This window comes from Flexivirga sp. B27, from assembly GCF_052905685.1.
Genome location: NZ_JBPYUM010000004.1, coordinates 75,925 through 100,451 on the forward strand (window position 1 = coordinate 75,925; position 24,527 = coordinate 100,451).

Annotated in this window: 24 protein-coding genes; 5 read left to right on the forward strand and 19 right to left on the reverse strand. The window is 68.3% G+C overall.

The genetic code is table 11. The features are described 5' to 3' along the window. Positions 1–208 precede the first annotated feature (208 nt). From ACSZL9_RS15675 to ACSZL9_RS15720, 10 genes are all read right to left on the reverse strand, one after another. Entirely contained in the window at positions 209–1,033 is an 825-nt protein-coding gene (locus ACSZL9_RS15675; RefSeq protein ID WP_446666451.1) for a phosphoribosyltransferase family protein, read from the reverse strand. Continuing rightward, complete coding sequence (locus ACSZL9_RS15680; protein WP_446666452.1) at positions 1,030–1,905, reverse strand: phosphoribosyltransferase family protein; 876 nt, start codon at positions 1,903–1,905, stop codon at positions 1,030–1,032. Before ACSZL9_RS15680 ends, ACSZL9_RS15675 begins: the two co-directional genes overlap by 4 nt. Beyond that, entirely contained in the window at positions 1,902–2,576 is a 675-nt protein-coding gene (locus ACSZL9_RS15685; protein ID WP_446666453.1) for an HAD family hydrolase, read from the reverse strand. The genes ACSZL9_RS15680 and ACSZL9_RS15685 overlap by 4 nt, the downstream gene beginning before the upstream one ends. 10 nt (positions 2,577–2,586) lie before the next feature. Beyond that, on the reverse strand, positions 2,587–3,177 hold the full coding sequence (locus ACSZL9_RS15690; RefSeq protein WP_446666454.1) for a TerD family protein: 591 nt from the start codon (positions 3,175–3,177) through the stop codon (positions 2,587–2,589). Next, entirely contained in the window at positions 3,174–4,316 is a 1,143-nt protein-coding gene (locus ACSZL9_RS15695; RefSeq protein WP_446666455.1) for a DUF475 domain-containing protein, read from the reverse strand. Before ACSZL9_RS15695 ends, ACSZL9_RS15690 begins: the two co-directional genes overlap by 4 nt. 160 nt (positions 4,317–4,476) lie before the next feature. Continuing rightward, positions 4,477–5,064: a TerD family protein gene (locus tag ACSZL9_RS15700; RefSeq protein WP_446666456.1), complete on the reverse strand. Its 588-nt coding sequence runs from the start codon at positions 5,062–5,064 to the stop codon at positions 4,477–4,479. Positions 5,065–5,118: 54 nt separating this feature from the next. Further along, positions 5,119–5,721 (reverse strand): hypothetical protein, encoded by a 603-nt coding sequence (locus tag ACSZL9_RS15705; protein WP_446666457.1) that lies wholly within the window; start codon positions 5,719–5,721, stop codon positions 5,119–5,121. A gap of 839 nt (positions 5,722–6,560) precedes the next feature. Continuing rightward, positions 6,561–7,115, reverse strand: coding sequence for a TerD family protein (locus ACSZL9_RS15710; RefSeq protein WP_446666650.1), 555 nt, complete (start codon positions 7,113–7,115; stop codon positions 6,561–6,563). Between the two features lie 239 nt (positions 7,116–7,354). After that, positions 7,355–7,879, reverse strand: a complete 525-nt coding sequence (locus ACSZL9_RS15715) for a hypothetical protein (protein ID WP_446666458.1) — start codon at positions 7,877–7,879, stop codon at positions 7,355–7,357. A 12-nt stretch (positions 7,880–7,891) separates the two neighbouring features. Further along, a complete protein-coding gene (locus ACSZL9_RS15720; RefSeq protein WP_446666459.1) occupies positions 7,892–9,352 on the reverse strand; it encodes a toxic anion resistance protein in 1,461 nt (486 codons plus the stop codon). Positions 9,353–9,570: 218 nt separating this feature from the next. On the opposite strand from ACSZL9_RS15720, the gene ACSZL9_RS15725 reads away from it, so the two are divergent. Further along, complete coding sequence (locus ACSZL9_RS15725) at positions 9,571–10,149, forward strand: NADPH-dependent FMN reductase (RefSeq protein WP_446666460.1); 579 nt, start codon at positions 9,571–9,573, stop codon at positions 10,147–10,149. Between the two features lies 1 nt (position 10,150). On the opposite strand, the gene ACSZL9_RS15730 is transcribed toward ACSZL9_RS15725, so the two are convergent. Both ACSZL9_RS15730 and ACSZL9_RS15735 read right to left on the reverse strand, forming a co-directional pair. Beyond that, positions 10,151–11,224 (reverse strand): DmpA family aminopeptidase, encoded by a 1,074-nt coding sequence (locus ACSZL9_RS15730; RefSeq protein WP_446666461.1) that lies wholly within the window; start codon positions 11,222–11,224, stop codon positions 10,151–10,153. 50 nt (positions 11,225–11,274) lie between these two features. Next, positions 11,275–12,828, reverse strand: coding sequence for an MFS transporter (locus ACSZL9_RS15735; protein WP_446666462.1), 1,554 nt, complete (start codon positions 12,826–12,828; stop codon positions 11,275–11,277). 120 nt (positions 12,829–12,948) lie between these two features. On the opposite strand from ACSZL9_RS15735, the gene ACSZL9_RS15740 reads away from it, so the two are divergent. Then, the gene (locus ACSZL9_RS15740) at positions 12,949–13,560 is read left to right on the forward strand and encodes a TetR/AcrR family transcriptional regulator (protein ID WP_446666463.1); all 612 of its coding nucleotides are present in this window, start codon (positions 12,949–12,951) and stop codon (positions 13,558–13,560) included. A gap of 50 nt (positions 13,561–13,610) precedes the next feature. Here ACSZL9_RS15740 and ACSZL9_RS15745 read toward each other — a convergent pair whose 3' ends face one another. Continuing rightward, complete coding sequence (locus tag ACSZL9_RS15745; RefSeq protein WP_446666464.1) at positions 13,611–15,602, reverse strand: ABC transporter ATP-binding protein; 1,992 nt, start codon at positions 15,600–15,602, stop codon at positions 13,611–13,613. Continuing rightward, a complete protein-coding gene (locus tag ACSZL9_RS15750) occupies positions 15,602–17,515 on the reverse strand; it encodes an ABC transporter ATP-binding protein (RefSeq protein WP_446666465.1) in 1,914 nt (637 codons plus the stop codon). The genes ACSZL9_RS15745 and ACSZL9_RS15750 overlap by 1 nt, the downstream gene beginning before the upstream one ends. A gap of 54 nt (positions 17,516–17,569) precedes the next feature. On the opposite strand from ACSZL9_RS15750, the gene ACSZL9_RS15755 reads away from it, so the two are divergent. Then, positions 17,570–18,175, forward strand: coding sequence for a hypothetical protein (locus tag ACSZL9_RS15755; RefSeq protein WP_446666466.1), 606 nt, complete (start codon positions 17,570–17,572; stop codon positions 18,173–18,175). Here the strand turns inward: ACSZL9_RS15755 and ACSZL9_RS15760 are convergent. Both ACSZL9_RS15760 and ACSZL9_RS15765 read right to left on the reverse strand, forming a co-directional pair. Then, positions 18,130–18,573 (reverse strand): hypothetical protein, encoded by a 444-nt coding sequence (locus ACSZL9_RS15760; RefSeq protein WP_446666467.1) that lies wholly within the window; start codon positions 18,571–18,573, stop codon positions 18,130–18,132. The genes ACSZL9_RS15755 and ACSZL9_RS15760 overlap by 46 nt on opposite strands. Positions 18,574–18,780: 207 nt before the next feature. After that, on the reverse strand, positions 18,781–19,626 hold the full coding sequence (locus tag ACSZL9_RS15765; protein ID WP_446666468.1) for a TrmH family RNA methyltransferase: 846 nt from the start codon (positions 19,624–19,626) through the stop codon (positions 18,781–18,783). A 114-nt stretch (positions 19,627–19,740) separates the two neighbouring features. Between ACSZL9_RS15765 and ACSZL9_RS15770 the strand changes: the two genes are divergently transcribed. After that, complete coding sequence (locus ACSZL9_RS15770; RefSeq protein WP_446666469.1) at positions 19,741–20,409, forward strand: class I SAM-dependent methyltransferase; 669 nt, start codon at positions 19,741–19,743, stop codon at positions 20,407–20,409. Here ACSZL9_RS15770 and ACSZL9_RS15775 read toward each other — a convergent pair. From ACSZL9_RS15775 to ACSZL9_RS15785, 3 genes are read right to left on the reverse strand one after another with little or no spacing between them, the layout of a single operon-like run. Further along, entirely contained in the window at positions 20,406–22,286 is a 1,881-nt protein-coding gene (locus tag ACSZL9_RS15775; protein WP_446666470.1) for an ATP-binding cassette domain-containing protein, read from the reverse strand. The genes ACSZL9_RS15770 and ACSZL9_RS15775 overlap by 4 nt on opposite strands. Then, positions 22,286–23,179, reverse strand: a complete 894-nt coding sequence (locus ACSZL9_RS15780) for an extracellular solute-binding protein (RefSeq protein ID WP_446666471.1) — start codon at positions 23,177–23,179, stop codon at positions 22,286–22,288. The genes ACSZL9_RS15775 and ACSZL9_RS15780 overlap by 1 nt, the downstream gene beginning before the upstream one ends. 37 nt (positions 23,180–23,216) lie before the next feature. Continuing rightward, the gene (locus ACSZL9_RS15785) at positions 23,217–23,765 is read right to left on the reverse strand and encodes a PadR family transcriptional regulator (RefSeq protein ID WP_446666472.1); all 549 of its coding nucleotides are present in this window, start codon (positions 23,763–23,765) and stop codon (positions 23,217–23,219) included. Between the two features lie 136 nt (positions 23,766–23,901). Between ACSZL9_RS15785 and ACSZL9_RS15790 the strand changes: the two genes are divergently transcribed. Further along, positions 23,902–24,525, forward strand: a complete 624-nt coding sequence (locus ACSZL9_RS15790; protein WP_446666473.1) for a TetR/AcrR family transcriptional regulator — start codon at positions 23,902–23,904, stop codon at positions 24,523–24,525. Positions 24,526–24,527: the final 2 nt, after the last annotated feature.

Here is a 24,527-nt window from a genome sequence, read left to right on the forward strand (position 1 = left end):
CTAGTCATCACTTCCCGGCCGTGCCGGGGAGAGCCGGTTCACCACTGCATCTCTGCTGCGCGGCTGCCCCCGGAGCCACCTCGGTCGGACTGACCGATCAGGGATGTGGAACCAACTGATTGCAACGCTAGGAAGCGGTCATGGGAGCTCTCCGTGAGCTCCCTGGGAGCCACGGGTTCGGTATCAAGTCGTGATCTGCGCCCGCTGCTCAGCTCGCGCCGGCGTCAATCTCCTGACCGGCCTCCGCCAGAACCGCGTCCCACGTCTGCACGCGGGAGGTGTATGCCGGAACGGCGGCCAGGTCGTCATGCTCGACGGCCGCGGCGAGCCACCCCAGCAGCGCGGGCTGCGCCCGCTCGACGAAGTGCCGCAACTGCTGCTGCGGCAGTGCCAGCACTCGGCGGCACAGGCGTGCGTTGGGCACGAAGCGTCGCTCGTCGGCGATCTCCAGCAGGTCCTGCGCGCCGTCGATCGCGGCCTCGTTGAGCACCGACTCGATCTGCGGACACTGCGCGAAGTCGGCGGCGTCGACGACATACAGGTGCCACACCTCGGCGACACCCGCGTCGTTGAGGCAGCGGTCCATCGCCCGCTCGTGGTTGCCGGTGACCCGGATGTCGTCGAGCGCGAGCACGGTGGTGCCGCTGACATCGCGCTCGGGCGTCAGGTCGGCGGACCCGATCGAGGCGCGCCGGTCGGCCGGCGTCATCCGCGAGTAGTCGCCGTTGCTCACTCCGCGCCGGTTGATCCGGAACGCTCCGACCTCCAGGTCGGGGCGCAGCGAGCGCAGGTGCTCCACGAACGGGATCAGCAGGCTGTATGCCGCCGGCGGCACCTGCGCGAATGCCGACGTGGTGACCAACACAGGCCGACTGTCCAGACACTGCGCGGCCAGCGCTGCGAGCGCGACCGCGAAACGACGACCGGCAGCCGCGTCACCGTGCTTGAACCGGGAGTATCCGCGAGCATCGACCAACGCAGCCTGCGGGAGCCCGTGCTCGGAGTCGAGCTCAGTCAGGCAGATGCGATTCATCCCGCGCTCCTTCCGACAGTGTTCGTTGACCGGGAATCGGACTCCGTGAACAGGGCGGTGGTTCCCGCGGGATAACCGGCCAGGAAGTCCGCGCCGGTGGCCTCGGCGTCCGCCCGGAAGCGCTCGACCAGCTCCGGTGGGCAGGCCGCCAGGAAGTCGGCGACGTCCGGGTCGGCCAGCATCCGCTTCAGGAAGCGGATCGTCGGCACGAACTCACCACGCCGCACGCTGGGCAGCATGTCGTGGATCGAGGCGACCTGCGCGTGGTTGAGCGCGGCCTCGACACTCGGGTCGGCAGCCAGCTGCTCGTCACAGGTCGCGACGTATGCCGTCACGATCTGCCCGACGCCGTTGTCCTGCAACAGATCCACCATCACCTGCTCCGCGAGCCCGGTCACCCGCACGTCGTCGACAACGATCGCGACCGCGTCACGGACCGGCCCGGTGAGCCGGAAACCGATGGATGCCAGGTCGTTTCGCCGGTCCTGTGCGGACGACGCGGCATAGTCGATGTGTGTCACCGAGTCCTTCCGCACGTGTATGACGCGCGCCTCCGGCGCGACCGTGCCGGACACGCGTCTCGCGACGGTCAGCCGCTCCGCGATGCGGTCGGCGAGGTAGCGACAGGCCGGCGGTGCCACCAGGTAGGCGACCGGCAGGATCACCGGTCGTTGCTCGGTCAGCAGCGACGGGACCTGCGCGATCAGCGCCTCCGCGAGCCCGTCGGCGAGCCGGTGCGTCGACGGCAGGTCGCCGTGCTTCATCAGCGAGTAGGTGCGGGTGTCGAAGTCGGCTCCGGTCCGTGCGTCGACCGGGTGGCCCGCGGTGCCGGTCAGCGGGTGCGCGACGACCTGCGTCAGCGGCGTGATCATGCGACCTCCTGCAGCACCCGAAGGGTCGACGCTCCGTCCGGCTGCACCAGCGCCGCCGACATCCCGGCCGCCTGTGCACCGACGACGTCCGCGGCCGGGTTGTCCCCGACGTGCAGCACCTCGGCGGCCGGCGTGCCCAGCACGTCGCACGCCGCCGCGAACATCCGCAGGTGCGGCTTGGCAACGCCCAGCTCGTTGGAGAAGACACCGGGGATCCCGCCGAAACCGGCCAACGCCAACAGCTTGCGCATCAACTCACCCGGAAGCATGCCGGTGTTGCTGGTCAGCACCACCGGCATCGGCAGGGCCGACACCGCCGCAGGGAGTTCCACGTGCAACGGCCGCGGCGGGTGTGCGAGCGCCAGCTCCTCCTGCGCGGCATACAGCTGGGGAGCCTGTGCGGCAACGCCATCGGTCGGGCGACCGAGCGCCACCAGAGTGGCCTCGATCCGCCCGGTGAAGCCGACGTCGATGCCGTCGCGCACACAGCGGTCGTCGACATCACGGTCGGCCTGCCGCATCGCACTGTCGAAGGTGTCGGCGGGCACGTCAGGTGCCACCGCGGCACGCAGCATCGCATTGCGGGCGGGCTTGAACGCCGGGTCACTGCCCAGCAGGGTGCCCCAGATGTCGAGGCTGACGCCGGCCGGCGGGCGGTCGGTCTTCGTCATACGAAGGAGGTCAGAGGACGCTCAGCGCCAACGGCTCGAGATCACGCGCGGTGCGGCCGTTGCCGGGCGCGCCGATCGCGGTGAAGTTCCAGCCGCCGGGGGTGCGCGAGACGCGGGCCATCACCAGCGCGGTGTGCGTGCCGGAGCCGGTCAGCTGGAAGCGGGCGAGCTCGGTGTCGCGAGCCATCGAGTCGACGACGCGGACGAAAGCGTTGTCGATCTCGCTGAAGTTCTCGCCGCTGTAGGAGTTGACGACGAAGACGATGTGCTCGACCGAGCCGTGCACCGCACCGAGGTCGACGTTGATCGACTCGTCGTCGCCGTCGCCCTCACCGGTGAGGTTGTCGCCGGTGTGCTGGATGGCGCCGTCGCTGGACTTCAGCTTGCCGAAGTAGACGGTGTCAAGCACGCGGCCGCCGCCGATGACGATGGCCGACGCGTCCAGGTCGATGTCGCGCTGGACCTGCTTGGTGCCACCGAACATCTTCTTCTTGGTGACGACCTTGGCGTCCCAACCCAGGCCCATGCGGACCCGGTTGAGGTCGCCGCCGTCCTGCTTGCGCAGATCGACGGTCTGGCCCTTGGAAAGGCTGATGCTCATGTGCGTGCTCCCTCGTTCTCGATTTCTGCGTCGGCCCCCTCGGCCGCTGCATCACGTTTGTTCGCCAGCACGGAGCTGGCCCAGGCGGCAAGGATGAAGGCGATGCCGATGGCACCGATCACGAACTGGCCCAGATCGACCCGGATGCTGAGCACCAGCAGCACCGCGAGTGCACCGATCGCCCAGTGGGCGCCGTTCTCCAGGTAGCGGTATTCGGCAAGCGTGCCGTTGCGGACCAGGAAGATCGTCATCGACCGGACGTACATCGCGCCGACACCCAGGCCCAGCATGATGATGATCGGGTCGGGCGTGATCGCGAAGGCCCCGATGACACCGTCGAAGGAGAAGGTCGCGTCGAGCACCTCGAGGAAGAGGAACATCGAGAACGCAGCCTTGCCGGCCAGCAGCACCTTCTCCCCGGTCGTGGAGTGCGCGTCGGCCTCCTCGAACTCGTGGTCCTTGGCCGCCTCGCGTTCCTCCATCATCGTGGACAGGCCGTTGACCGCAAGATATCCGAGGATGCCGAGCAGGCCGGAGAAGAGCACGATCGAGCGCATCTCGACCGCGGTGTGGACGTGCGTCTCGTGCGTCAGCGTCTCGGCGGCGACCAGCAGGAAAGTGCCGGCGATGATGACCGACAGCACGTCGAGCTTGCCGAGCCTCTGCAGTGGCTTCTCGATCCAGGTCAGCCAGCTGATCTCGCGGTCCTCGTCGAGCATGAAGTCCAGGAAGAGCAGCAGCAGGAACATGCCGCCGAATGCCGCGATGGCCGGGTGCGCCTCGTTGAGGATGTAGCCGTAGGTGCCGGGTGTGTGCGGGTCGCCCTTCTCCAGCGCCAGCTGCAGGGCACGCCAGGGCGTGATCGACCCGGAGAGGCAGACGATGACGAAGGGGAAGACCAGCCGCATGCCGAAGACCGCGACGAGCACGCCGACGGTCAGGAACATGGTCTGCCAGAAGTGGTTGAGGCGCGTCAGGTATTTTGCGTTGACCGCGGCATTGTCGAACGAGAAGACGATCTCGACCACGATCAGGATCGCGGTCAGCCCGACGCCTGCCCAGTTGTCGTAGAGGAATGCGACCACCAGCACGGCGAACGTGATGACGAAGTCGATCCGAAAATGCTTCAGCGCTTGCAACAGGTGCTCTTCTCGGGGTGACGGGAACAGAAATCGCTAACAGTATGACGACCGGGACCGGCTGGTGGTTTCACCGCAGTGGCAACGAAGGGCCACGACCGAGGGTTCCCGGACGTGGCCCTGTCGGCCATCAGTAGGCCGCGATACTTCGTGGGGTTACTTATCCGACCTGCAGGCCGAACTGGGTGATGACGCTGGCCAGGCCGCCCGCGAAGCCCTGCGCGATGGCGCGGAACTTCCACTCGCCGCTGTGCCGGTAGAGCTCACCGAAGATCAGTGCGGTCTCGGTCGAGGCATCCTCGCCGAGGTCGAAGCGCAGACCCTTCTCCGAGTTGTTCGGGTCGTCGGCGTCGAACACCCGGATGTAGGCGTCGGCGACCTGCCCGAAGTTCTGCCCGCGCTGGTCCGCCTGGTCGATCGAGGCGACCACGACGATGCGCTCGACGTCCGGGGAGACCTGGTTGAGCGCGACGTGGATCTGCTCGTCGTCGCCGTCACCTTCGCCGGTGCGGTTGTCCCCCTGGTGCTGCACGGCGCCGTTGTCGCCGGTGAGGTTGTTGTAGAAGACGAAGTCGGCGTCGTGCCGGACCTTGCCGGTGTTTGCCAGCAGCAACACCGAGGCGTCCAGGTCGAAGGGTGCACCGTCGGTGGTCCGCGGGTCCCAACCCAGGCCGACCACGGCGTTCGTCATACCCGGAGCGGCCTTCGCCAACGAAATGTTGCCGCCCTTGCTGAGGCTCACTGCCATGGTGAGTTTCCTTTCCTGTCGTAGCTCTTGTCGTGACTCATGTCGTGCTGCTCGTCATACGAGCGGGGTGTAGGGGTCGCGCCAGGACATCTCCCGATAACCGTATGCCGCGCAGACCTGCTGCAGGGTGCCGGAGTAGGGATCGTGTTCGGCGCGGATGACGAGGCGGCCTTCGACCGCGTGCGCGGTCAGCAGCGCCTGCGCGCCGAGCGTCGGGCCCGCGACCAGCGGCAGCTCCAGTCGTGACTCGCCGTATGTCGTCACCGTGACGGTGCCGCCCGGCAGCTGCTTGGACGGCCGGGTCGGCACGGCGAAGAGCAGCCAGCGCTGGATAGAGGTGATGCTGCGCAGGTTGACCGCGACACCGCTGGAGGTGGCCCGGAAGATCGGCCGTCGCGGGTCGGGTCCTTGCTGGGAAAGGCCTGGCAGCACAAGGGATTGGCGTCCGTCGCTGGTCTCGAAGACCATGCCGAGGACGACCTCGGACGGGTTGGGGACGGCGACCTTGGCCTCGAGGGCACCCGCCGCGGACTGCATCCGGGTCAGCTCCACGACCGGCTCGTGCTCGGTCAGCAGGCGGCGTTCGCGAGCGTTGATCGCAGGCAGTCCCAGGTCGTGCTCGGGGATCCGCCGGTGGCCGTGCGGCGACGTCCGCACCGGCGCGGGCGCACCCGACGGCGCGTCCAGCGAGAGCGATGTACCCGAGGAAGCTGGTCGAGTGCCGGGGGAGCGAAGCGGAGGAGGTGTATCGAGACCCGCTTCCTCCTCGTCAAGACTCAGCGACGAACCACCCGACGCCGGCGTCGAGGGTGCGCTGGGCGCTCCGAGGTCGAGCGACGAACTCGCCGGCGGCGCTGATGCTGGTCGAGTGCCGGGGGAGCGAAGCGGAGGAGGTGTATCGAGACCCGATTCCTCCTCGTCAAGACTCAGCGACGTACCACCCGACGCCGGCGTCGAGGGTGCGCTGGGCGCTCCGAGGTCGAGCGACGAACTCGCCGGCGGCGCTGATGCTGGTCGAGTGCCGGAGGGCTCTTCCTCATCGAGACTCAGCGACGTGCCACTAGATGCTGGTCGAGTGCCGGGGGAGCGAAGCGGAGGAGGTGTATCGAGACCACGAGGCGTATCGAGAACCGGCTCGTCCCCATCGAGACTCAGCGACGTGCCTCTAGATGCTGGTCGAGTGCCGGGGGAGCGAAGCGGAGGAGGTGTATCGAGACCACCAGGCGTATCGAGAACCGGCTCGTCCCCATCGAGACTCAGCGACGTGCTGCCCGATGCCGGCGTGCTCGGTGTATCGAGATCGAGCGAGGTACCGCTCGTGGACGCGGACGGTGCATCGAGATCGAGCGAGGTGCCGCCGCTTCCTTGGTCTCGATACGCTCCCCCGCTGCGCTCCTCCGCTACTCGACCGGCGGGGAGCGACTGCTCGGCGGCAGGCTGCGTCGACCGGAGGCTGCGCGCACGCAGCCACGGCAGGTCGGTGCGGGTGCCCTCGCTCACAGCTTGACTCCGTACTCCTTGGCCACTCCCTCGAGCCCGGAGGAGTATCCCGAGCCGAGCACCCGCAGCTTCCACTGGCCGCTGTGGCGGTAGAGCTCGGCGAGCTTGAGCGCGCTCTCCCCGGACAGTCCCTCGGCCAGGTCCACCGACGAGATGATCGACGCGCCGCCGTCCAGGTTGAGCAGTCGCACCACGAGCCGCTTGAGCTGCCCCAGCGAGCGACTGCTCCCGCTGCCCTCGGAGAGGTAGAGGACGAAGACGACCTTCGCGACGTCGTCGGGCACCTGGTCCAGCTCGACCTCGACCTGCTCGTCGTCGCCGCCGAGCGCCTGCTCGAGTTGTGCCGTCGACAGGTCGGCGGAGACCAACTGGTTGAAGTAGACGACGTGCTGGGGCGAGAGCGCCTGACCGTTTGCACCGACCAGCAGCGTGAGCAGGGTGAGGTTGTCGTCCAGCACCCGCTCGCCACCGGTGTCCCAGTCGATGCCGAACACCACACCGGTCAGGTTCGGCAGCTCCCGCTGCAGCGCGATATTGGCGCCCTTGGCCATCGGGCTCACGATCTGCCCCTCACCTTTCTCGACTCCACCCTGGAATCCAGTTTGGAATCCGTCTTGGAATCCGTCGTCAACCGCGAACTTCTCGCGACCGTTGTCACTTAATCACTGATCTGCGTGCTGTCGGCGTGCATTTCCGGCGACCGTTGCTACTTGTGCACCGGAATCGCCCCGTATGCCGACCCAACCGGCGACCGTTGCTACTTGTGCACCGGAAACCCGCGGACCGTCCCTCACAGGTCCAGATCCGACTCACCGAATTTCGTCTCCAGGAAGCGGCCGTGCACCTGCAGCGCCTGCATGTCCCGCATCCGGCTCGCCTCGGCCAACTTCTCCACGCTGTGCCGCAGCGTCGTCAACTGCTCCACCAGGGCGTCGGTCGCGCGCTCCTCCGCGTCCGGGTCGGCGGCGCGGACGGCTCCGACATACGACCTGATCGACCCCGGCAGGTAGTCGGTGAGCGTGCCGTTGATCGCGACCCGCACCCCGATGTCCAGCCGATCGGCCTCACCGGACGTCAACACCTCGCGGATCGTGTCGGTGACCGCGCGGGCGAGCACCACGCCGATCGTCGGCAAGTCACCGGCGCTGCTGTTGATCTCCAGGACCAGTGATTGGTTCTTGCGCAGCAACGACTGGACGGAATCACCCGCCGGGTCGGTGACGGCTTGCGTGGCAGCGTCGAAGCGGGCCTGTGCCTGCCCGCGCAACTGACCGGACGAACCGTCGGGGTCGAACAGGCGCGACAACAGTCCCACGGCTGCCCGGCCCTACTGCTGGCCGCCCGGCAACTGCTGCCCGGAGTTGGGGGGCAACTGCTGGTTGCCGGTCGGCTCGAAGCTGGCCGCCGTCCTGGCGTCGATCCCCTGCGAGCGCATCGACCGCTCGAGGTAAGGCTTGGCGCGCTGCACCTGACCCTCCAGGGCACCGATCGTCTGCGACATCGACTGCGTCGCGTCGGACCGGAACTTGTCGATCGCGTCCATGGTCTCGAAGACGTTGTCGAAGGCCTTCTGCAGCTTGTCGACCTCGATGGTGCTGCTGGCCGCCTGCTTGTTGATCTCGGCGCCCTGTGTGCGCAGCTGCTCGGAGGTCTGCTCGATCAGGTTGGACGTGGTGGTGTTGAGCGCGGTGATCTGGTCCAGGACGATCTTCTGCTGCGCGAGCGCCTGGCTGACGATGACGGCGGTGCGCAGGGCTGCGACCGTGGTGGTCTGTGCGCGGTCGACACCGCGGATCAGCTCCAGGTTGTTCTTGCGCACCAGGTCCAGAGCGAGGTAGCCCTGCACCGAGACCGCCATCTGGGTCATGATGTCCTGCCGCCGCTGGCGGACCGCGAAGAGCACGTCGGACTTCATGATGTCGGAGTCCTCGGTGCGGCCGGCAGCCGACAACTCGGCGATCTTGCTCTCCACCGCGGAGTCCAAAGCCGTTGCCAGCTGGTTGTATTCGCCCAGCTTCTGCATCGCCTGCCACATGTTGTTGCGCTCGATCTCGATGGACGCGTTGTCCTTGCGCAACTCGTCCTGACCGGCGGCCAGCGACCGGATGATCGCATCCAGGTGGCTCTGCGCCGACTGGTATTTCATGAAGTAGTTCTCGATCTTGTTGCCGCCGGGCAACCACTTCAGGATCTTCTTGGCGCCCTTGAGGTCGGCGCGGTTGGGGTCCAGGTCGGTGATCGTGCGGCGCAGGTCGACCAGGGTGCCGCCGACCTTGGACTGCGCGGAGTCCTTGCCCGCCTGGGCGGCCGGACGCTGCAGCATCCGGTTGGACACGTCCGAGGTGCGGCGGATCTCGCTGTCACCCATGTTGACGATCGAGTTGACCTTCTCGCTGAAGGCCGGTGCCTTCATGTCCATCGAGGTCAGCTCGGTGACGAACGCCTGGGCCTTCTTGTCCAGCTCGGTCTGTGCCTCGGGCGCGACCGGCACCGCCTGCACGGCCTGCTGGTCCTGGATCACCGGCACGGCGTCGGGCGCCTGCAGCACCAGCCCGGTCGAGGTCGCAGCGGGCGCCGGCGCGGGCGCTGCCTGCTGCTGGGGTGCCGGCGCGGTCTGCTGCTGTGGTGCAGCCTGCTGTTGCGGGGCAGCCTGCTGTTGCGGGGCAGCCTGCTGCTGCGGTGCCGGCTGTTGCTGTGCAGGGGGCTGCTGGGGCGCAGGCGGCTGCTGGCCCCCATTGCCCTGCTGGAACTGGTCACCGAGCCCACCGCTCAGATCGAGGTTGGACATGTTGCGAGCCTCCTAGCTGCCGCGGGCGTTCCGCGGACCCCCGAGTGTTCCTCATACCTTATGTATTGGTGCGCGAAGCTCAACAGCCCCCGCACCTCCTGCACGTCATACGACCGGACATACGACCGCGCGAAATGGCCAGGCGTTCCACTGGTCGTCCAACGAACGAGCAGCCCGCACGATTCCACGCCGTCGAGTCCGGACCTATAGTCCCGGACGTGACCTCTCTGCGCATCGCGATCATCATCGGCAGCACCCGACCGGACCGGGTCGGCCCGACGATCGCCGAGTGGGCCTTCGGGCGGGCGGCGGAGCGCAGGGACGCGACATACGACCTGATCGACCTGGCGCACGTCGGGCTGCCCCTGCTCGACGAGCCCGAACCCGCTTCGGCACAGCACTATCAACAGGAGCACACCAAGCGCTGGTCCCGCCTGATCGAGTCGTATGACGGCTACGTCTTCGTCGCGCCGGAGTACAACCGCGGCATGGCGGCGTCGCTGAAGAACGCCATCGACTTCCTGTACGCCGAGTGGAACGACAAGGCCGCGGGCATCATCTGCTACGGCTCCAGCGGCGGGCTGCGCTCGGGCGAGCAGCTGAAGTCGACGCTCGGCGAGGTGCAGATCGCGACGGTGCGCGCGCAGGTGTCGCTGTCGATCTATGACGACATGGTCGACTTCGTGCAGTTGCAGCCGCGTGCCTATCAGGCCGGCAATCTGGACGCGATGCTCGACCAGCTGCTGCGCTGGGCCGCTGCAATGCGCGCGCTGCGCACCGGTGGCCTGATCACCTGACTCACCCGCGCAGCACGTCGTTCGGGAAGCCCGGGCTGCGGTGCCCGTCGCGGCCGATCATCGTGTCTGCGGCGACGAGTGCGTTGACCACTGCTTCCTCGGTGGCCTCCACGACCGCGCCATACAGGGGATTGATCGCCGGCCACGGCACGAACTCCAGCCGTTGTATGCCGCTCGGCGCGGCTCCGATGCCGCTGCCCAACGCGCCGGGGTTCGCCGTGGAGAAGGCCAGGAAGACATCGCCGGAGAAGTGGCTGCCGGTCGTGCCGGTGCGCGCGAGGCCGAGAGTGACGCGCCGGGCGAGCGCCTTGCACTGCAGCGGCAGCAGCGGTGCGTCGGTGGCGACGACCGTGATGCACGAGCCGGATCCCGGCGGGGCGCTGCGTGCCGTGTCCTGCATCGGGTTGTCGTCCAGCAGCTGCGTCCCCAGCGGACGACCGCGGACGGTGAGCTGCCGGCGTCCGCCGAAGTTGGCCTGGGTGAGGACACCGACGACATACTCCTGCTCGCCGACCGTGACACGGCGTGACGAAGTGCCGGTGCCGGCCTTGAAGCCGTAGCAGTTCATCCCCGTGCCGCCGCCGACGCTGCCCTCGGCGAGCGGCCCGGATGTTGCGGCGTCGAGCGCCGCGGCAGCGGTCTCCTCGCGGACGTGCCGGCCGTTGATGTCGTTGAGGTAGCCGTCGAAGGTCTCGCCGACCACGGGCAGGTGCCAGCTCTCCTGCAGCGCGGGGCGCTGCGCCAGCGACCAGTCGATCACCCCGCGGTGCACCGGACCGACCGCGTGGGTGTTGGTGATCGCGACCGGCAGCGCGAGTGACCCGCTCTCCTCGACCCAGTGACTGCCGGTGAACTCGCCGTTGCCGTTGAAGGAGAACATCCCGGCCGCGAGCGCCGTGCCGACCCTGTCGCTGCCCAGCGGCAGTATCGCGGTGACACCGGTGCGGACGTCCTCCCCCTCGACGAGGGTCGCGTAGCCGACCTCGACTCCCGGCACGTCGGTGATGGCGTTCCAGGTGCCCGGCGTGCCGTCGAAGTCGACGTAGTCGCGAGCACGGCGCTGATCGACACTCATCCGGCCACTCAACCAGACGCTGTGCGCCCGGTTGGTCCAGGTCGGTCGACTCAGGCCGTCCGGTGTGCTCGGGCCAGCAGGGCTGCGACGACCGCGGTCGCGACCGCACTGATCACCGCGGCCACCAGCAGGATGGTGTGGATGCCGTATGCCGTGCTGTCGACGGCCGCGTGGGTGAGCTGTCCGCGCAACTGCGGCGGCGCCTCACCGGCGACCAGGCGTCCCGCGCCGGAGGCGATCGCGTCCTGCAGGACACCCAGTTTGGCCTCGGGCAGGTGCGCCGGGGCGACGTCACTCGCGATGCGCGAGCCGGTGCGAGCGGCGAAAAGTGCTCCCAATGCTGCAACTCCGGCTGCAGTGCCGACCTGCCGCAAGGTGTTGACCACCCCGGTCGCCATACCGGCGCGGTCGGGTTCGACACTCGCCAGCGCTGCGTTGGAGAGTATGGCGCTCGACGCGCCCAACCCGATGCCGGCGAGCACGAAGCCGGGCGCGAGCGCGGTCCAGTCCGAGGTCGCGTCGATGCGGGAGGCCCACCAGAGGCCGACGGTGACGGCGAGCATGCTGCCGGTGATGGTGAACAGGATCGGGATGCGGTGGTTCAGCTGCGCGAAGACGGGCGCAGCGACGAACGACGTGACGGTCAGCGGGAGGAACCGCAGACCGGCCTCGAAGGGCGTGTAACCGAGCGTGTTGACGAAGTAGAGACCGACGTAATTGGTTGCGGCGACAAGGGTTCCGGCGACGATGAAGCCGGTGACGCCGATCGCGACGAACCCGGGGCGGCGGAAGAGCTCGAGGTCGACCATCGGCTGCTCGGCGCGTGCGGAGCGGACCAGGAAGGCTGCCAGCGCGAGCGCCGCGACCACGAACGCGCCCACGATGAGCCCGGACCCCCAGCCCTCCGACTGGCCGCGAATCAGCCCGAAGACCAACGCTGCCAACGAGATCGTCAACAGTGCCGTGCCCGCGACATCAACCGACCGAGGGGTCTCGGCCTTCGACTCCGCCAGCCCGACGCGTGCCCCGATGAACGCCAGCACGCCGATCGGGACGTTGATCGCGAAGATCCACTGCCACCCGGCGTTGTCGACGATCAGCCCGCCGAGCAGCGGACCGACGGCGGTCGCGCCGGCGAGGGTGCCGCCGAAGGCACCGATCGCCTTCGCCCGGGCCTTCAGGTCGGGGTAGGCGTGTCCCATGATCGGCATCGCCGTCCCGAAGAGCATCGCGGCGCCGATTCCCTGCAGAGCGCGCATTCCATTGAGCATCAACGGATTCACCGCGAGCGCACAGGCCAGCGAGCCGATCGTGAAGATCGCCATACCGGCGGAGAAGAGGCGACGGCGGCCGAAGCGGTCGCCGAGCGTGGCGGCGGTCAGCAGCAGTGCGGCCAGCGGCAGCGTGTAGGCGTCGACCACCCACTGCAGGTCGCCGAGGTCGGCGTGCAGGTCGGCCTGTATGTCGGGCAGTGCGACCGCGACGATCGTCATGTCCAGCATCAGCATGAACATCGCGACGCAGATCAGCGCCAGCGCGACGCCCGGTCGCTTGGGCGCGGCCGGCGTGCCGCTGTGGGGTGGGGTGAGCGTGCTCGCGGTCATCTCTGCCTCGGAACTTTGGTGCGGTGATGGTGGACTGTGCTTGGGCTACGGCTGTTCGGTGACTTAGTGAACATCCGTAGCGCTACAGTCGTCAACAGATATTTCTGAGAGGATCGCCGCATGCCGCAGAACAAGACCCGTCGTCGCGCCGTCGCGCCGCGCGGAGAAGGCACGAAACTGCGCGACGAGATCCTCACCGCGACCGTCACGCTGGTCGAGGAGCTCGACGATCCGTGGCAGCTGTCGCTGCGCGCCGTCGCGCGACACGTCGGCATCGCGACCACCTCGATCTACCTGCACTTCGAGTCGCTCGAGGACCTCCTGTTCGCCGCGAAACACCAGATGTGGCAAGCCTTCGGGGCACAGATGGTGGCCGCGGCGCAGGAGTCCGGCGGCACGCCGTACGACAAGGTGCTGGCCTTCGGCCGCGCCTACATCACCTTCGCCCGCGAGCACCCGGGTGCGTTCCGCACGCTGTTCACCACGGCGTGGAAGCTCCCGGTCGACGACGGTATGACGTTCGCCGGCGAGGCACAGTTCGGGCTGCTCGCCGAGGTGCTGCGGGACGTCGCAGGCTCACCCGAGGAGGCGCACCTGCGCGCGGTGCAGCTGTGGTGCGGCATACACGGGCTGGTGGTGCTGCGGCAGCCGATGAGCCTCTTCCCGTGGCCGGAGGTCGACGCACAGCTGGAGTCGCTGGCGCGGGCGTGGACGAGCCCCGCCACCGCTTGATCTCGATACACCTCCCCCGCTGCGCTCCTCCGGCACTCGATCAGCGCGGGCTAGCGGTAGCCGGCGGCCTGCAGGCCGTAGAGCTCCGCGTAGTGACCGCCCGCGGCCATCAGCTCCTCGTGCGTGCCCTGCTCGGCGACCGCGCCGTCGGCCAGCACGATCACCCGGTCGGCCGACGCGACGGTCGAGAAGCGGTGCGTGACGATCAGCGTGACCCCGCCCGCGCGCGAGGTCTCCTTGGCAGCGGCGGCGTAACGGTCGAAGAGCTTGTGCTCGGTCGCCGGGTCCAGCGCCGAGGTCGGCTCGTCCAGCACCAGCAACAGGGGTGACTCCCGGACCATCGCGCGACCGATCGCCAGGCGCTGCCACTGACCGCCGGACAGGTCCACCCCGCCCGGCCAGGACGCGCCGAGCCGGGTGTCGAGCCCCTCCGGGAGCGCGGCGAGGACGTCGGTGGCCGCGGCGGCGTCGAGGGCCTCCAGCAGGCGTATGTCGTCGGGGAGGCCGAGGGCAAGGTGGTCGAGTGCCCGGGGGAGCTGCGGGGTCCCCGCGAAGTATTCGGAGGAGCGAAGCGGGGGAGAAACTTCGTGGGGTGCCGGAGCGGAGGAGGGTGTATCGAGACCCTCGATCTCGATACGCTCGTCCCTCGCTACTCGATCACCTTCAGCATCAAGGTGGTCGAGTGCCCGGGGGAGCGAAGCGGAGGAGGGTGTATCGAGACCGCCGACACCGATCGCTTCGCGCGCGGTGAGCTCGAGCTTGAGGTGATCCTGGAACGCACCGGCACAGTGGCGACGCCAGTCGTCGAGTGAAAAGTCTTGCAGGTCAGTCGAATCCACCAGAACCTTGCCGGCGCTGACGTCATACATCCCGGTGAGCAAGCCGATGAGAGTGGACTTGCCGGCGCCGTTCTCGCCGACGACCGCGATCACCTCACCGGCCGGCAGGTGTAGGTCGACGTGGCTCAGTGCCTCGCGGGACGAGCCGGGGTAGCGGAAGGTCACGTCCTGCAGCGTCAGCCCGTCACGCAGCGCGGTCGGCGCGGGTTGCGCGCCGGAGTGGGCGTCGGCGGTCTTTTCGCCATACTCCTCGAGCCAGCGGTAACGCTTGACGGTGCGCAGCGTCCGCCCGAGGAAGTGCACGGTGTTCTGCAGGCTGCCGACCACGTCGCGCAGCTGGCCGACGACGAGGATCCCGGTCGCGAAGCGTCCGGCGGACACCCGCCCGTGCAGCGCGTCGTGTGCCATCCAGGCAAGGATGGCGATCGCGGCGGCGACATACAGCACGGTGATCCCACTTGAGGCGAGAGAACCGCGAGTTTCCGCTCGCGCAAAGGGAATCCGCCACTCCCATGACTCGCGCCCGAGCAGCCTGAGCACCGTGGCGCGCGCCCCGAAGACGCGCAGCTCGGACGCTGCGACCGGGTCCGTCGTCAGGTCGGCGAAGTGCTTGCTGCGGCGGCCGGCCTGTGCCGACTCGTCCTCCGCCTCCTTCTCCCAGCGCATCGTCGCACTCGCCCACCAGGAGGCGGGAGCGCCGACGAGGAGGAGCAGCAGGAGGCGTATGTCGGCTCCGATCGCGACGATGATGGTCGTCACCGGCGCCACCAGGTTGTTGCAGGCGTTGATCATGGCGTTGTACGCCATACCGAGGGCGCCCATGCGTTCGCGCAGTGCGTGCATCTGGTCCTGATAGCGCGGGTCCTGCAGGTGATCCAGGGTTGCGGTCGTGCCGCTGATTCGCCCGATCCGAGCATCGAAGTGCTGCCCGATGCGCTCGTTCAGCCCGATCCGGGCCTGCACTCCGCAGATGCCGAGGATGAAACCGAACGCCTCGGTCAGGATCATGCCGCCGACGCCGAGCACGAGGGGTGTCAGCCGGTGGGCCGTGAGCCCGCCGACGGCGAGACCGATGAAGAGCGGTCGCAGGTATTGCAGGATGCGACCCAGCACTTCCAGGAACGCGATGATGGTCGCACTGCGGCTGATCCCCCACGAGGTGTGCACGATCAGCTTGATGGACTGCCAGTGATAGCGAATCATCAGCATTCACCTGCCATTTCGGTCGCTCCGGCACCTGCGGCGGCAAAGCGTGCCGCTTGCAGGTGGAACATCTCGGCATAGGGTCCGCCGTCGCCCAGCAGTTCGTCGTGCGAGCCGTCCTGGACCACGCCGTCCGGTCCGAGCACGACGATCCGGTCAGCGTGCCGGACACTCGAGAGTCGGTGACTGACCAAGATCGTCGTGACGCCCTGCGTCACCTCGAGGAAGCGACTGAAGATCTCGGCCTCGGCACGCACGTCGAGCGCCGCGGTCGGCTCGTCGAGCACCAGCACACCGGCTCCGGCGGAGACTGCGGTGAGCGCGCGGGCGAGCGCGACGCGTTGCCACTGGCCGCCGGAAAGGTCTGTGCCACCGGCATATCCAGGCTCGAGCACGGTGCTCCAGTCATCGCCCACGCGGGTGAGCACGTCAGTGCCGGCTGCGTCGCGCAGCGCCGTGTCGGCCGTATGCCGGTGCTCTGCCACACCCCCGGCGCTGTCGCCCGCGGCGAATGCGTCGGACAGCAACGGAAGTGCGACGTTGTCCTCCAGGCTGAGCTGATAGCGGACGAAGTCCTGGAAGATCGTGGCGACCCGGCGCCGCGACGCGTCGTCCTCGGCCGGATCCTTTCCGTCCACCCGCACGGTGCCGGTGTCGGGTCGGTAGAGACCGCACAGCAGCTTGATCAGGGTGGACTTCCCGACGCCGTTGACACCCACGATCGCCACGGACTGGCCCGCGGGGATGTGCAGGTCGAGGTTGCGGAAGACCGGCTCCGTGCGGGACGGATAGGTGAAGGTGACGTCGGTGATGTCGACCATTGCTGGTCTCGATACACCTCCCCCGCTTCGCTCCTCCGGCACTCGACCAGCTTGCTCGCCGCCCTCGACCAGCTGCGGGGGCAAGCCGAAGTCGGCGCGCAGCTCACGAATCTCGTTCTCATAGAACCGAGCTCGGACAGCCTGCACGTTGACGTCGCCGAGTGCGCCGAGCGCGGCCATCTGCATCAACCCCTGCAGGACCGTCACTGCGCCGCCGATGGCCAGGCTGCCGGTCCATGCGGCGTGTCCGGCCCACGCGTAGGACCCGATCAGCATCAGCGCAGTGGCGAACGCACCGACGAACGCGCCGCGGACGGCCCGATCACGGCGTTGCCAGACGCCGGTGAAGGCGATCGTCCAGACTTCGGAGTAGCGCCGGAGGACCCAGGGCGTCATACCGAAGAGGCGCAACTCCTTCGCGGCCCCACGATCGAGTGGGAGTGACCGCAGGTAGTCGGCTTCCCGCCGCTCAACGCTCCCCTCCTCGACCAGATCGCGCAGGGTCACGTCGAGGTATCGCGTCCAGCTGGCGTGCAGCAGCCGGAAGGCGAGCAGCGTCCACAACGCCGCCGGCCACGACCACTGGGCGACAGCGACGAACCCGCCGAGCCCGACAGCGGCATACCCCAGGACAGCCCAGACCGACTGCATCGCGTTGACACCGAACATTCCACGCAGGTAGCTCTCGATCTCGGTGAATCGTGCTCTGGTTGCTGGGTCCTCGAGGTGCTCGATGCCGTGCGGGGCATTCGCCGCTTCGGCGAGCATGGTCACCTGCTGACGGGTGAGCCGCGCCTGGAGTGCGTATGCCGCGCTGTTCTGCCAGGCCTCCGCGAGCGGCTCGAGAGCGAGGCCGATCGCGGTCATGGCCAGCCAGAACCAGACTCGGTCGGATCCGACGGTCAACGCTTCGAGCGCCTGACCGCTGGCGTGGACCATCAGCCAGATGCCGACGCCGCGGAGGGCGACGACGAGCAGCAGCGCAAGCACCAGCGGCCGACTGGAGCGCCACATCATCCGCCAGAAATGCCGCTCGACACCCACCCAGCGCCGTGCCCATGTCGTGAGACGCGATATATCGAGAGCTTGCACAAGGAGGAATGTAAACACAGAGCTACTTCGATCGCTACCACGTATTCTGAGTAGGTGGAGATCACCGACCCGATTCAGGTGCGATCGCTGGTCCGCGACGAGGCAGCGACCTACCTCGCGCCATTCCTGCACGAGGACCATTCGGTGAGCGAGGCGGCGGCGCTGCTGAAGCTGCCGCTCGCCCGGGTCCACTACTGGGTGCGCAGCCTGTATGCCGACGGCATCCTCGAGGTGGTGGCCGAGCAGCGCCGCAAGGGTCGCCCGATCAAGCGATATCAAGCAATTGCAACGGAATTCATCATTCCTGCGGAGTTCCTGCCGGAGGGGCATTTCGCCGGCCTGATGCGGCGGTCCAACGCCGAGATGACCGAGGATCTGCTCGCGGGGTCACCCGAGTGGGTCATCGCCGGCGACTTCCGGATCTGGGCGTCGGCGCCGACCCGCGGCAGCCAGGACCGCTTGCCGCGCGCCGGGGTGGACCGGGGCGCCGTGACGCATCAGAGCATGTGGACCGTGCGCATCACCGAGGACGAGGCACGCGAGCTCCAGCAGGAGCTGAACGACCTGCGCGACCGGTGGATCGCGCGCAGCCAGGACGAGTCACAGTTGCGCGCCTACCACGCCTCCGTGGCGTTCGCGCCGACCGGTGAGAACGCTTGATCTGAGCGGGTGCTGGACCACAGGAGGAACCCCGCAATCCCGGCAACGGTGAACCACAGATCCGCCCCGAAGCTCACCACGCCGAAGTCCCCGGCAGCGGCATCCATGACCAACGCGGGTGCGCCGCGCAGCAGCGCGAGGATCGACGCGACCCGCGTCACGCGCCGCAACCGTTCGGTGCCGGAGCCCGATGCCAGGAGCAGAGCCCCGCCTGCCGCAGCGATCATCAACAGGCCGGCCAGGACGTCATACGCGAGGAACCAGGGCCGCTCGAAGATCGACTCGAACGACTCGTCGAGCCCGCCACGCCACCCTGCCGCCCACGCCAGATGCACGCAGCCGAAGCTTAAACTCCATGCGGCCAAGGCGGTTCCGATGATCCGTGTTCGTTGTGACATGACATCGAAGGTATGGCGCCGCCGTGTGCTGCTCTTCCCGCGCGCGGAGGAATCAGCTCCCTCTCACGGGGGAGCAGGTGGCCGAGGAGGTCCGAGCGAACGCGAGGACCGTCTCGAGGCCACGCGGGCGGGGTTTCGAGACGGCTCCTGCTTCGCTGGTCTCGATACACCTCCCCCGCTTCGCTCCACCGGCACTCGACCCGCGCCTCACGGCAGTCGCTGGCGCAGCGCTTCGTGCAGCACGATGGAGCCGGCGGTCGCGGCGTTGAGCGAGCTGGCCGAGCCCACCATCGGAATGCTCAGCATCAGGTCGCACGCCTCCCGCCAGGCGCGACTCATCCCGCGGGTCTCGTTGCCGATCACCAGGACCGTCGGACCGGCGAGGTCGACCTTCCGCAGGTCGGTCTCACCACCCTCGTCGGTGCCGAAAACCGTGTAAGCAGTGTCGGATTCACGCTGCTCGGCGATCCAGGTGATCACGTCGGATGCAGCGGGGACACGGACGGTGGGCAACGCGAAGAGCGAGCCGGTGGATGCCCGAACGGCGCGCGGATCATAGGGATCAGCCGCATGCCCAGCCACGATCAGCCCGGTTGCGCCGAACGCGTCCATCGAGCGCAGCAGCGTGCCGATGTTGCCCGGCCCGGACGGTCGGTCGAAGACGACGAGCAACGGAGCTTCGGGGTCTCGATACGACCGGCCTGGTTGCGCGAGACGATCGAGGTCGTCGTCGGGCATCCGCACCACGGCAACCAGCTCCGGTGCTTCGTCGGAGTCGCGCTCGGCCAGCTCGGCGAGCAGGTCCTCGGCGAGCTCGTAGCGGGCGCCGGGCGCGGTGCGCCATACACCATCGGCCCAGTCACTGGGACGCGTGCGAGCCGGGCGCAACAGCGCCACGAAGTCCCAATTGTGCTCCAGCGCAAGGGATATCGGGCGTACGCCCTGCACGATGAACTCGGCTGCGCGATGCCGTTTCGTCCGGTTGCCGAGCAGCGCCTGCCACTGCTGGAAGGTGGCGTTGCGACTTGTGATGCGCGTCTTCGAAGGGCTCACGGCACCATCTTCTCTCGTACGGGACCTCGAGACGCTCGTCCCTCGCTCCTCGGCCACCTCAAGCAGAGCTCCTTCGTCGCCACTCGACCTACGTCGGCGTGGCAGGGTGGAGGAATGACCCAGGCATCATCCGCGGACGACCGCGCCCAGGAGTTCGCGAACGACTCACTCGCCGACGGCAGCCCGACCGCTTGGTTCGACCGCTTGTATGACGCCGCCGGGCGCGGCCAAGCCGAAGTGCCGTGGGACCGGGGCGCTCCGCATCCGCTGCTGGCGGAGTGGTTCGCGCAGCATCCCGAGGAGGCGACGGGTGACGGGCGGACCGCGATCGTGCCGGGTGCGGGACCCGGCCATGACTCGGAACTGCTGGCATCATTGGGCTTTCGCACTACCGCATTCGATGTCGCGCCGACCGCGATCGAGCAGGTGCGGGCCGCGCACCCCGACAGCCCGGTGGACTATCAGGTCGCCGACCTCTTCGAGCTCCCCACGGAGTGGCAGGGCGCCTTCGACTTGGTGGTGGAGTCGATGACCGTGCAGTCGATGCCGCGCGACGTGCGGGCGAATGCCACTGCCGCTGTCCGGTCGCTCGTCGCACCCGGCGGCGTGCTGCTGGTCATCGGCGGTGTCTTGCCTGCCGACCACGACCCGGCATACGGACCGCCGTGGCGGCTGACCCGGCACGAGATCGAGGCGTTCGGCGACGACGGCCTGGCCCTGCAACGAATCGATCAGGATGCCGAGGGAAACCGCTACCGGGCTGAGTTCAGGAGGGCCCGCTAGGGACCGCCAACGGGTCTCGATACACCTCCCCCGCTTCGCTCCTCCGGCACTCGACCCGCGTTGTCGGGCCAGACGCTGACGGCGTCGGGCGCGACCTGGACCAGCGCCGTGTCGCCCGGGCGGTATCCGTTGCGCTGTGAAATCAGCTGGTGCGCCAGCAGGTTCAACCCACCAGCCCACTCCAGCTCGAGACGCAGCTCGCTGCCCAGGTCCGCGACGTCGACGACCGTCACCTTGTCGCCGACGTCACCCACGATCACCCGCTCCGGCCGGACACACCAGGTCACCGGCGTCCCCGCGGGCAGCGTCGACGTGGTGCTGAGACACGCACCGTCGCTGACGAGCACGCCGTCCGCGGCCATCTCACCGCGGCGCACGTTGGTGAGCCCGAGCAACCGCGCGACCCGGGGGCTCGCGGGTGCGTCGAAGACCTCTCGCACGGTGCCGGCCTGCGCGATGCGCCCGTGGTCGATCACGATGAGCTCGTCGGCCAACATCGCCGCCTCGACCGGGTCGTGCGTGACCAGCACCGTCGCCAGCGAGTCGCGTCGCTGCAACTGTCGTAGCAGCGCCGTCAGCTCCTGGCGGACCGGGTAGTCGAGCGCGGAGAACGGCTCGTCCAGCAACAGCAGCCGCGGGGATCCGGCGAGCGCCGCCGCCAGCACGACCCGCTGCCGCTGTCCGCCGGACAGCTCCTGTGGCAGCCGGTCCTGCAGGCCGTCCAACTGCAGCCGCTGCAGCCACCAGGCGGCCACTGCCGGATCGGATCGGATGCCGAATGTCGCCTGCTCCCAGGCTGTTCGGTTCGGGAAGAGCCCGTGCTGCTGCGGCACATAACCCAGCTTGCGATCCTCGACCGGCGCCCCGGCGAGGTCGATCTCGCCGAGCCGGACCTCGCCCACCTTCGACCCCGCCAGGCCCGCGATTGAGCGCAACAGCATCGACTTTCCTGCCCCCGACGCACCCAGCACCGCGATGCGCGGACTGCGGGCCGTGTGCGCGACCTGCAGGTGAAAGTCCCCGACACGCGTGTCGATGTCGAAGGACACCGACCGCGCCTCGATCGCGACCGGGCGTGCGGGCTGCACCTGCGGCGCACGTCGCCGCAGCTTGTCCCGGACCACACGCGGTAGCTGAAAACTCGCCAGCAGCAACACGATCGCGGCCACCGCCAGGGCGATCGCGGTCGGCGCCTGCGTCGTCGGTATGCCGGTCGAGGAGAACTGCACGTAGGTGAAGACCGGCAGCGTGTAGGGGTGGTAGGAGAGCAGCACCGTGGCGCCATACTCACCGAGTGCGCGCAGCCAGGTCAGCAGCAGTCCAGCCCGTATGGCGGGCGCGGCGATCCGCAGGTCGACCCGGACGAAGCGGGAGAGCGGCCGGTGACCGAGCGTGGCGGCGACATCCTCCAGCTGCGGGTCGATCGCCTCGAAGGCCGACCTCGCGGCGATGATCAGGAAGGGCGCCGCGACGAAGGTCTGCGCGATCACGACCCCGGCGATCGACTCGGTGAGCCGGCCTGCGAAGTGCTCGCCGAGCCACGTGTAGGGGCCCACGACGTAGACCAGCACGATGCCGCTCATCACCGGCGGCAGCGCGAGCGGCAGCTGCACCAGCACGCCGGCGATCCTGCGCAGGACCCCGTGGGAGTGGGCCATCCAGTGCGCCAGCGGCACACCGAGCACGGTCACGATGGTCGCGCTGATGGTCGCGCTGATCGCGGAGGTGCGAGCCGCGTCGAGCAGCCCGGACTGTCCGAAACCGCGATTGTCCGAGCCGGCCAGGCGGATCAGGAAGGCGACGAGCGGGACCGCCAGATAGAGGGCGAGCAGTGCCCCCAGGGCGGCGATCGGGCCGCTGCGTCGCCGGGTGAGCACTAGCTGGACAACACCTTCCGGACGCTGTCGGGCACGCCCTTGCCGGTCTGCTTGGGCGGGTCGATGAGCTGGAAACCGTCCTTCTGCAACACCTTTCGGGCCTCCGGACCCAGCAGGTAGGCAACGAACGCCTCGGCACCCGCCTGGTTCGGAGCGTCCTTGACCACGGACGCAGTGTAGGTCGCCTCGAGGTCCTGCCCCGTCAGCTCCACGGTCGGTATGCCGGCGATCTTGGCCTCGCTGGAGTAGAAGAAGCCGGCGTCCAGCTGCCCGGACTGCAGGTCTGCGACGAGAGTCTCCTCGGGGAAGACGATCTTCTCGTTCGTGGCCAACTCCCGCAGCTTCGGGTGCTCCTTGCCAGCATCGACCAGCGCCTCGTGGGCCAGCTTGCCCTTGGGGTCCGCCTTCGGGTCGGTGGTGCCGACGCGGAAGCCGGACTCGGTGATCACGTCATACCAGGGACCGGCCTTGATCTTCTCCGCGAACTTGCTCTTCTTGTTGTAACCGAGGACCAGCGGCGAGCTGGCGTAGCTGAGGTACCACTGCACCCAGTCGCCATTGTCGGCGCCCATCAGCTCCGCGTCCGCCTTCGGGGAGGCGCTGATGAAGACGTCGGCCTTGCGGACCTTGCCCTTGATCTGTGCTGCAAGCGCGGTCGAGCCCGCGCTGAAGCCGGAGAAGGTGAAGCCCGTCGCCTTCTCGTATGCCGGGCCGATCTGCTTCTCCATCAGCGCGACGAGGGACCCGGCATACAGCACATTGACCTTGCCTGAGCCGGTGCCGCCACCGGACGAACTCGCCGACCCGCCGCCGGAGGAGCCACACGCAGCGAGCGCCGCTGCACCGCCCACGAGGCCGAGAGTCAGGACACTTCGCCGCGAGAGATCACTCATGGAAGATGAAACTATCAGCGAACTAGTTTCAATGTGACTAGTTGCTCAAGGTGTCCAGGAAGTCCAGGACCGCCTGGGTCCCGCTCACCCGCCACAGCGCGAGGGTGCGGTCGAATCCGTCGGGATCGGCGGCCTGCACCTCCTGCTGCAACTCCGCGACCCGTGCGGTGAAGACCTCGCGTTGCGCACGGATCAACGACCCCGGGTCACGGCCGGCCCGATCCAGCAGCGCGAGCTTCAGCAGCAGCGCCGACCGCGCGTCGCGCGCCCGACCGACCGGCTCGGCGAGCCACTCGTCGGCGCGCCGCCGCCCGGCGTCCGTGACCTCGATCAACGTCCGGTCCGGCCCCGGCCCGCCCGTCTCGACTCCGACCGAGCGCACCAGTTGTGCGTCGGTGAGCCGGCCCAGCTCGCGATAGACGACGGCACGCTGGATGCGCCATACACGACCGAGCTCACCGCCGGAGGCGAAGAGCGTCGCGACTGCGAAACCGTGGGTGCGCCCCTCGGCGACGACCCCGAGCACCGCCAGACCGGCCGTGCTGATCGCGGCGGCTGCAGGAGTTGCTCGGTCACCGCTCGACATGCGAGACACGATACGACGGTCCGAGACGGGCAGCGCCCAGTCGTCGCGTCATACTTGACCAACGCATTACCAAATCTTGCGAATTTCCCTACACCGCAACGACATCCGGTTTCCGCGACGATGGGACCATAAGGACGTGACACAACTCGCGCACGCGGCCGAAGCTGCCCCTGTCCGGTCCGAGGACGACATCCACGCGGGTCGCCGGCACGATCTCGCCGTCGCCGCCCTGCACACCTGGAGCGAGCACGGCTACTCCCACGTGTCGGTCCGCAACGTCGCGCGCCGCACCCGCTTCTCACACGGCATGGTGCACTACTACTTCCGCAGCAAGGACGCACTGGTCGCCGAGTGTGTGCGGATGGTGCGGGAGTCCGACATCTTCGCCCCGGGCACAACGAATTTATCTGACATCACGGCCTATTCGCGCTTCGTGGCGGACCGTCTCTGCGAGAGCCTGCGCACCAACCGGCGGCTGCACCGGATCCGCTTCGACCTGCGCAACCAGAGTCAGTTCGAGCCCGGGCTGCGCGAGTATGCCGACCAGATCGAGCAGGAGTATGCCGCGGCGCTGGACGCGGTGCGCCGACGCTACGAGGCGCTCGGCTGGAGCTTCGACCCGCCCTTCGAGCTGCTCGCCGCACAGGTCGATGCACTGGGCGAGCGCGCGATCCGCGACGATCTCCTCGGGCAGGACCTCGAGGAGACCGTCGCGCGGACGCACCAGGACCTGCTGCGGATCCTGCCGACCAGCCGCTGACC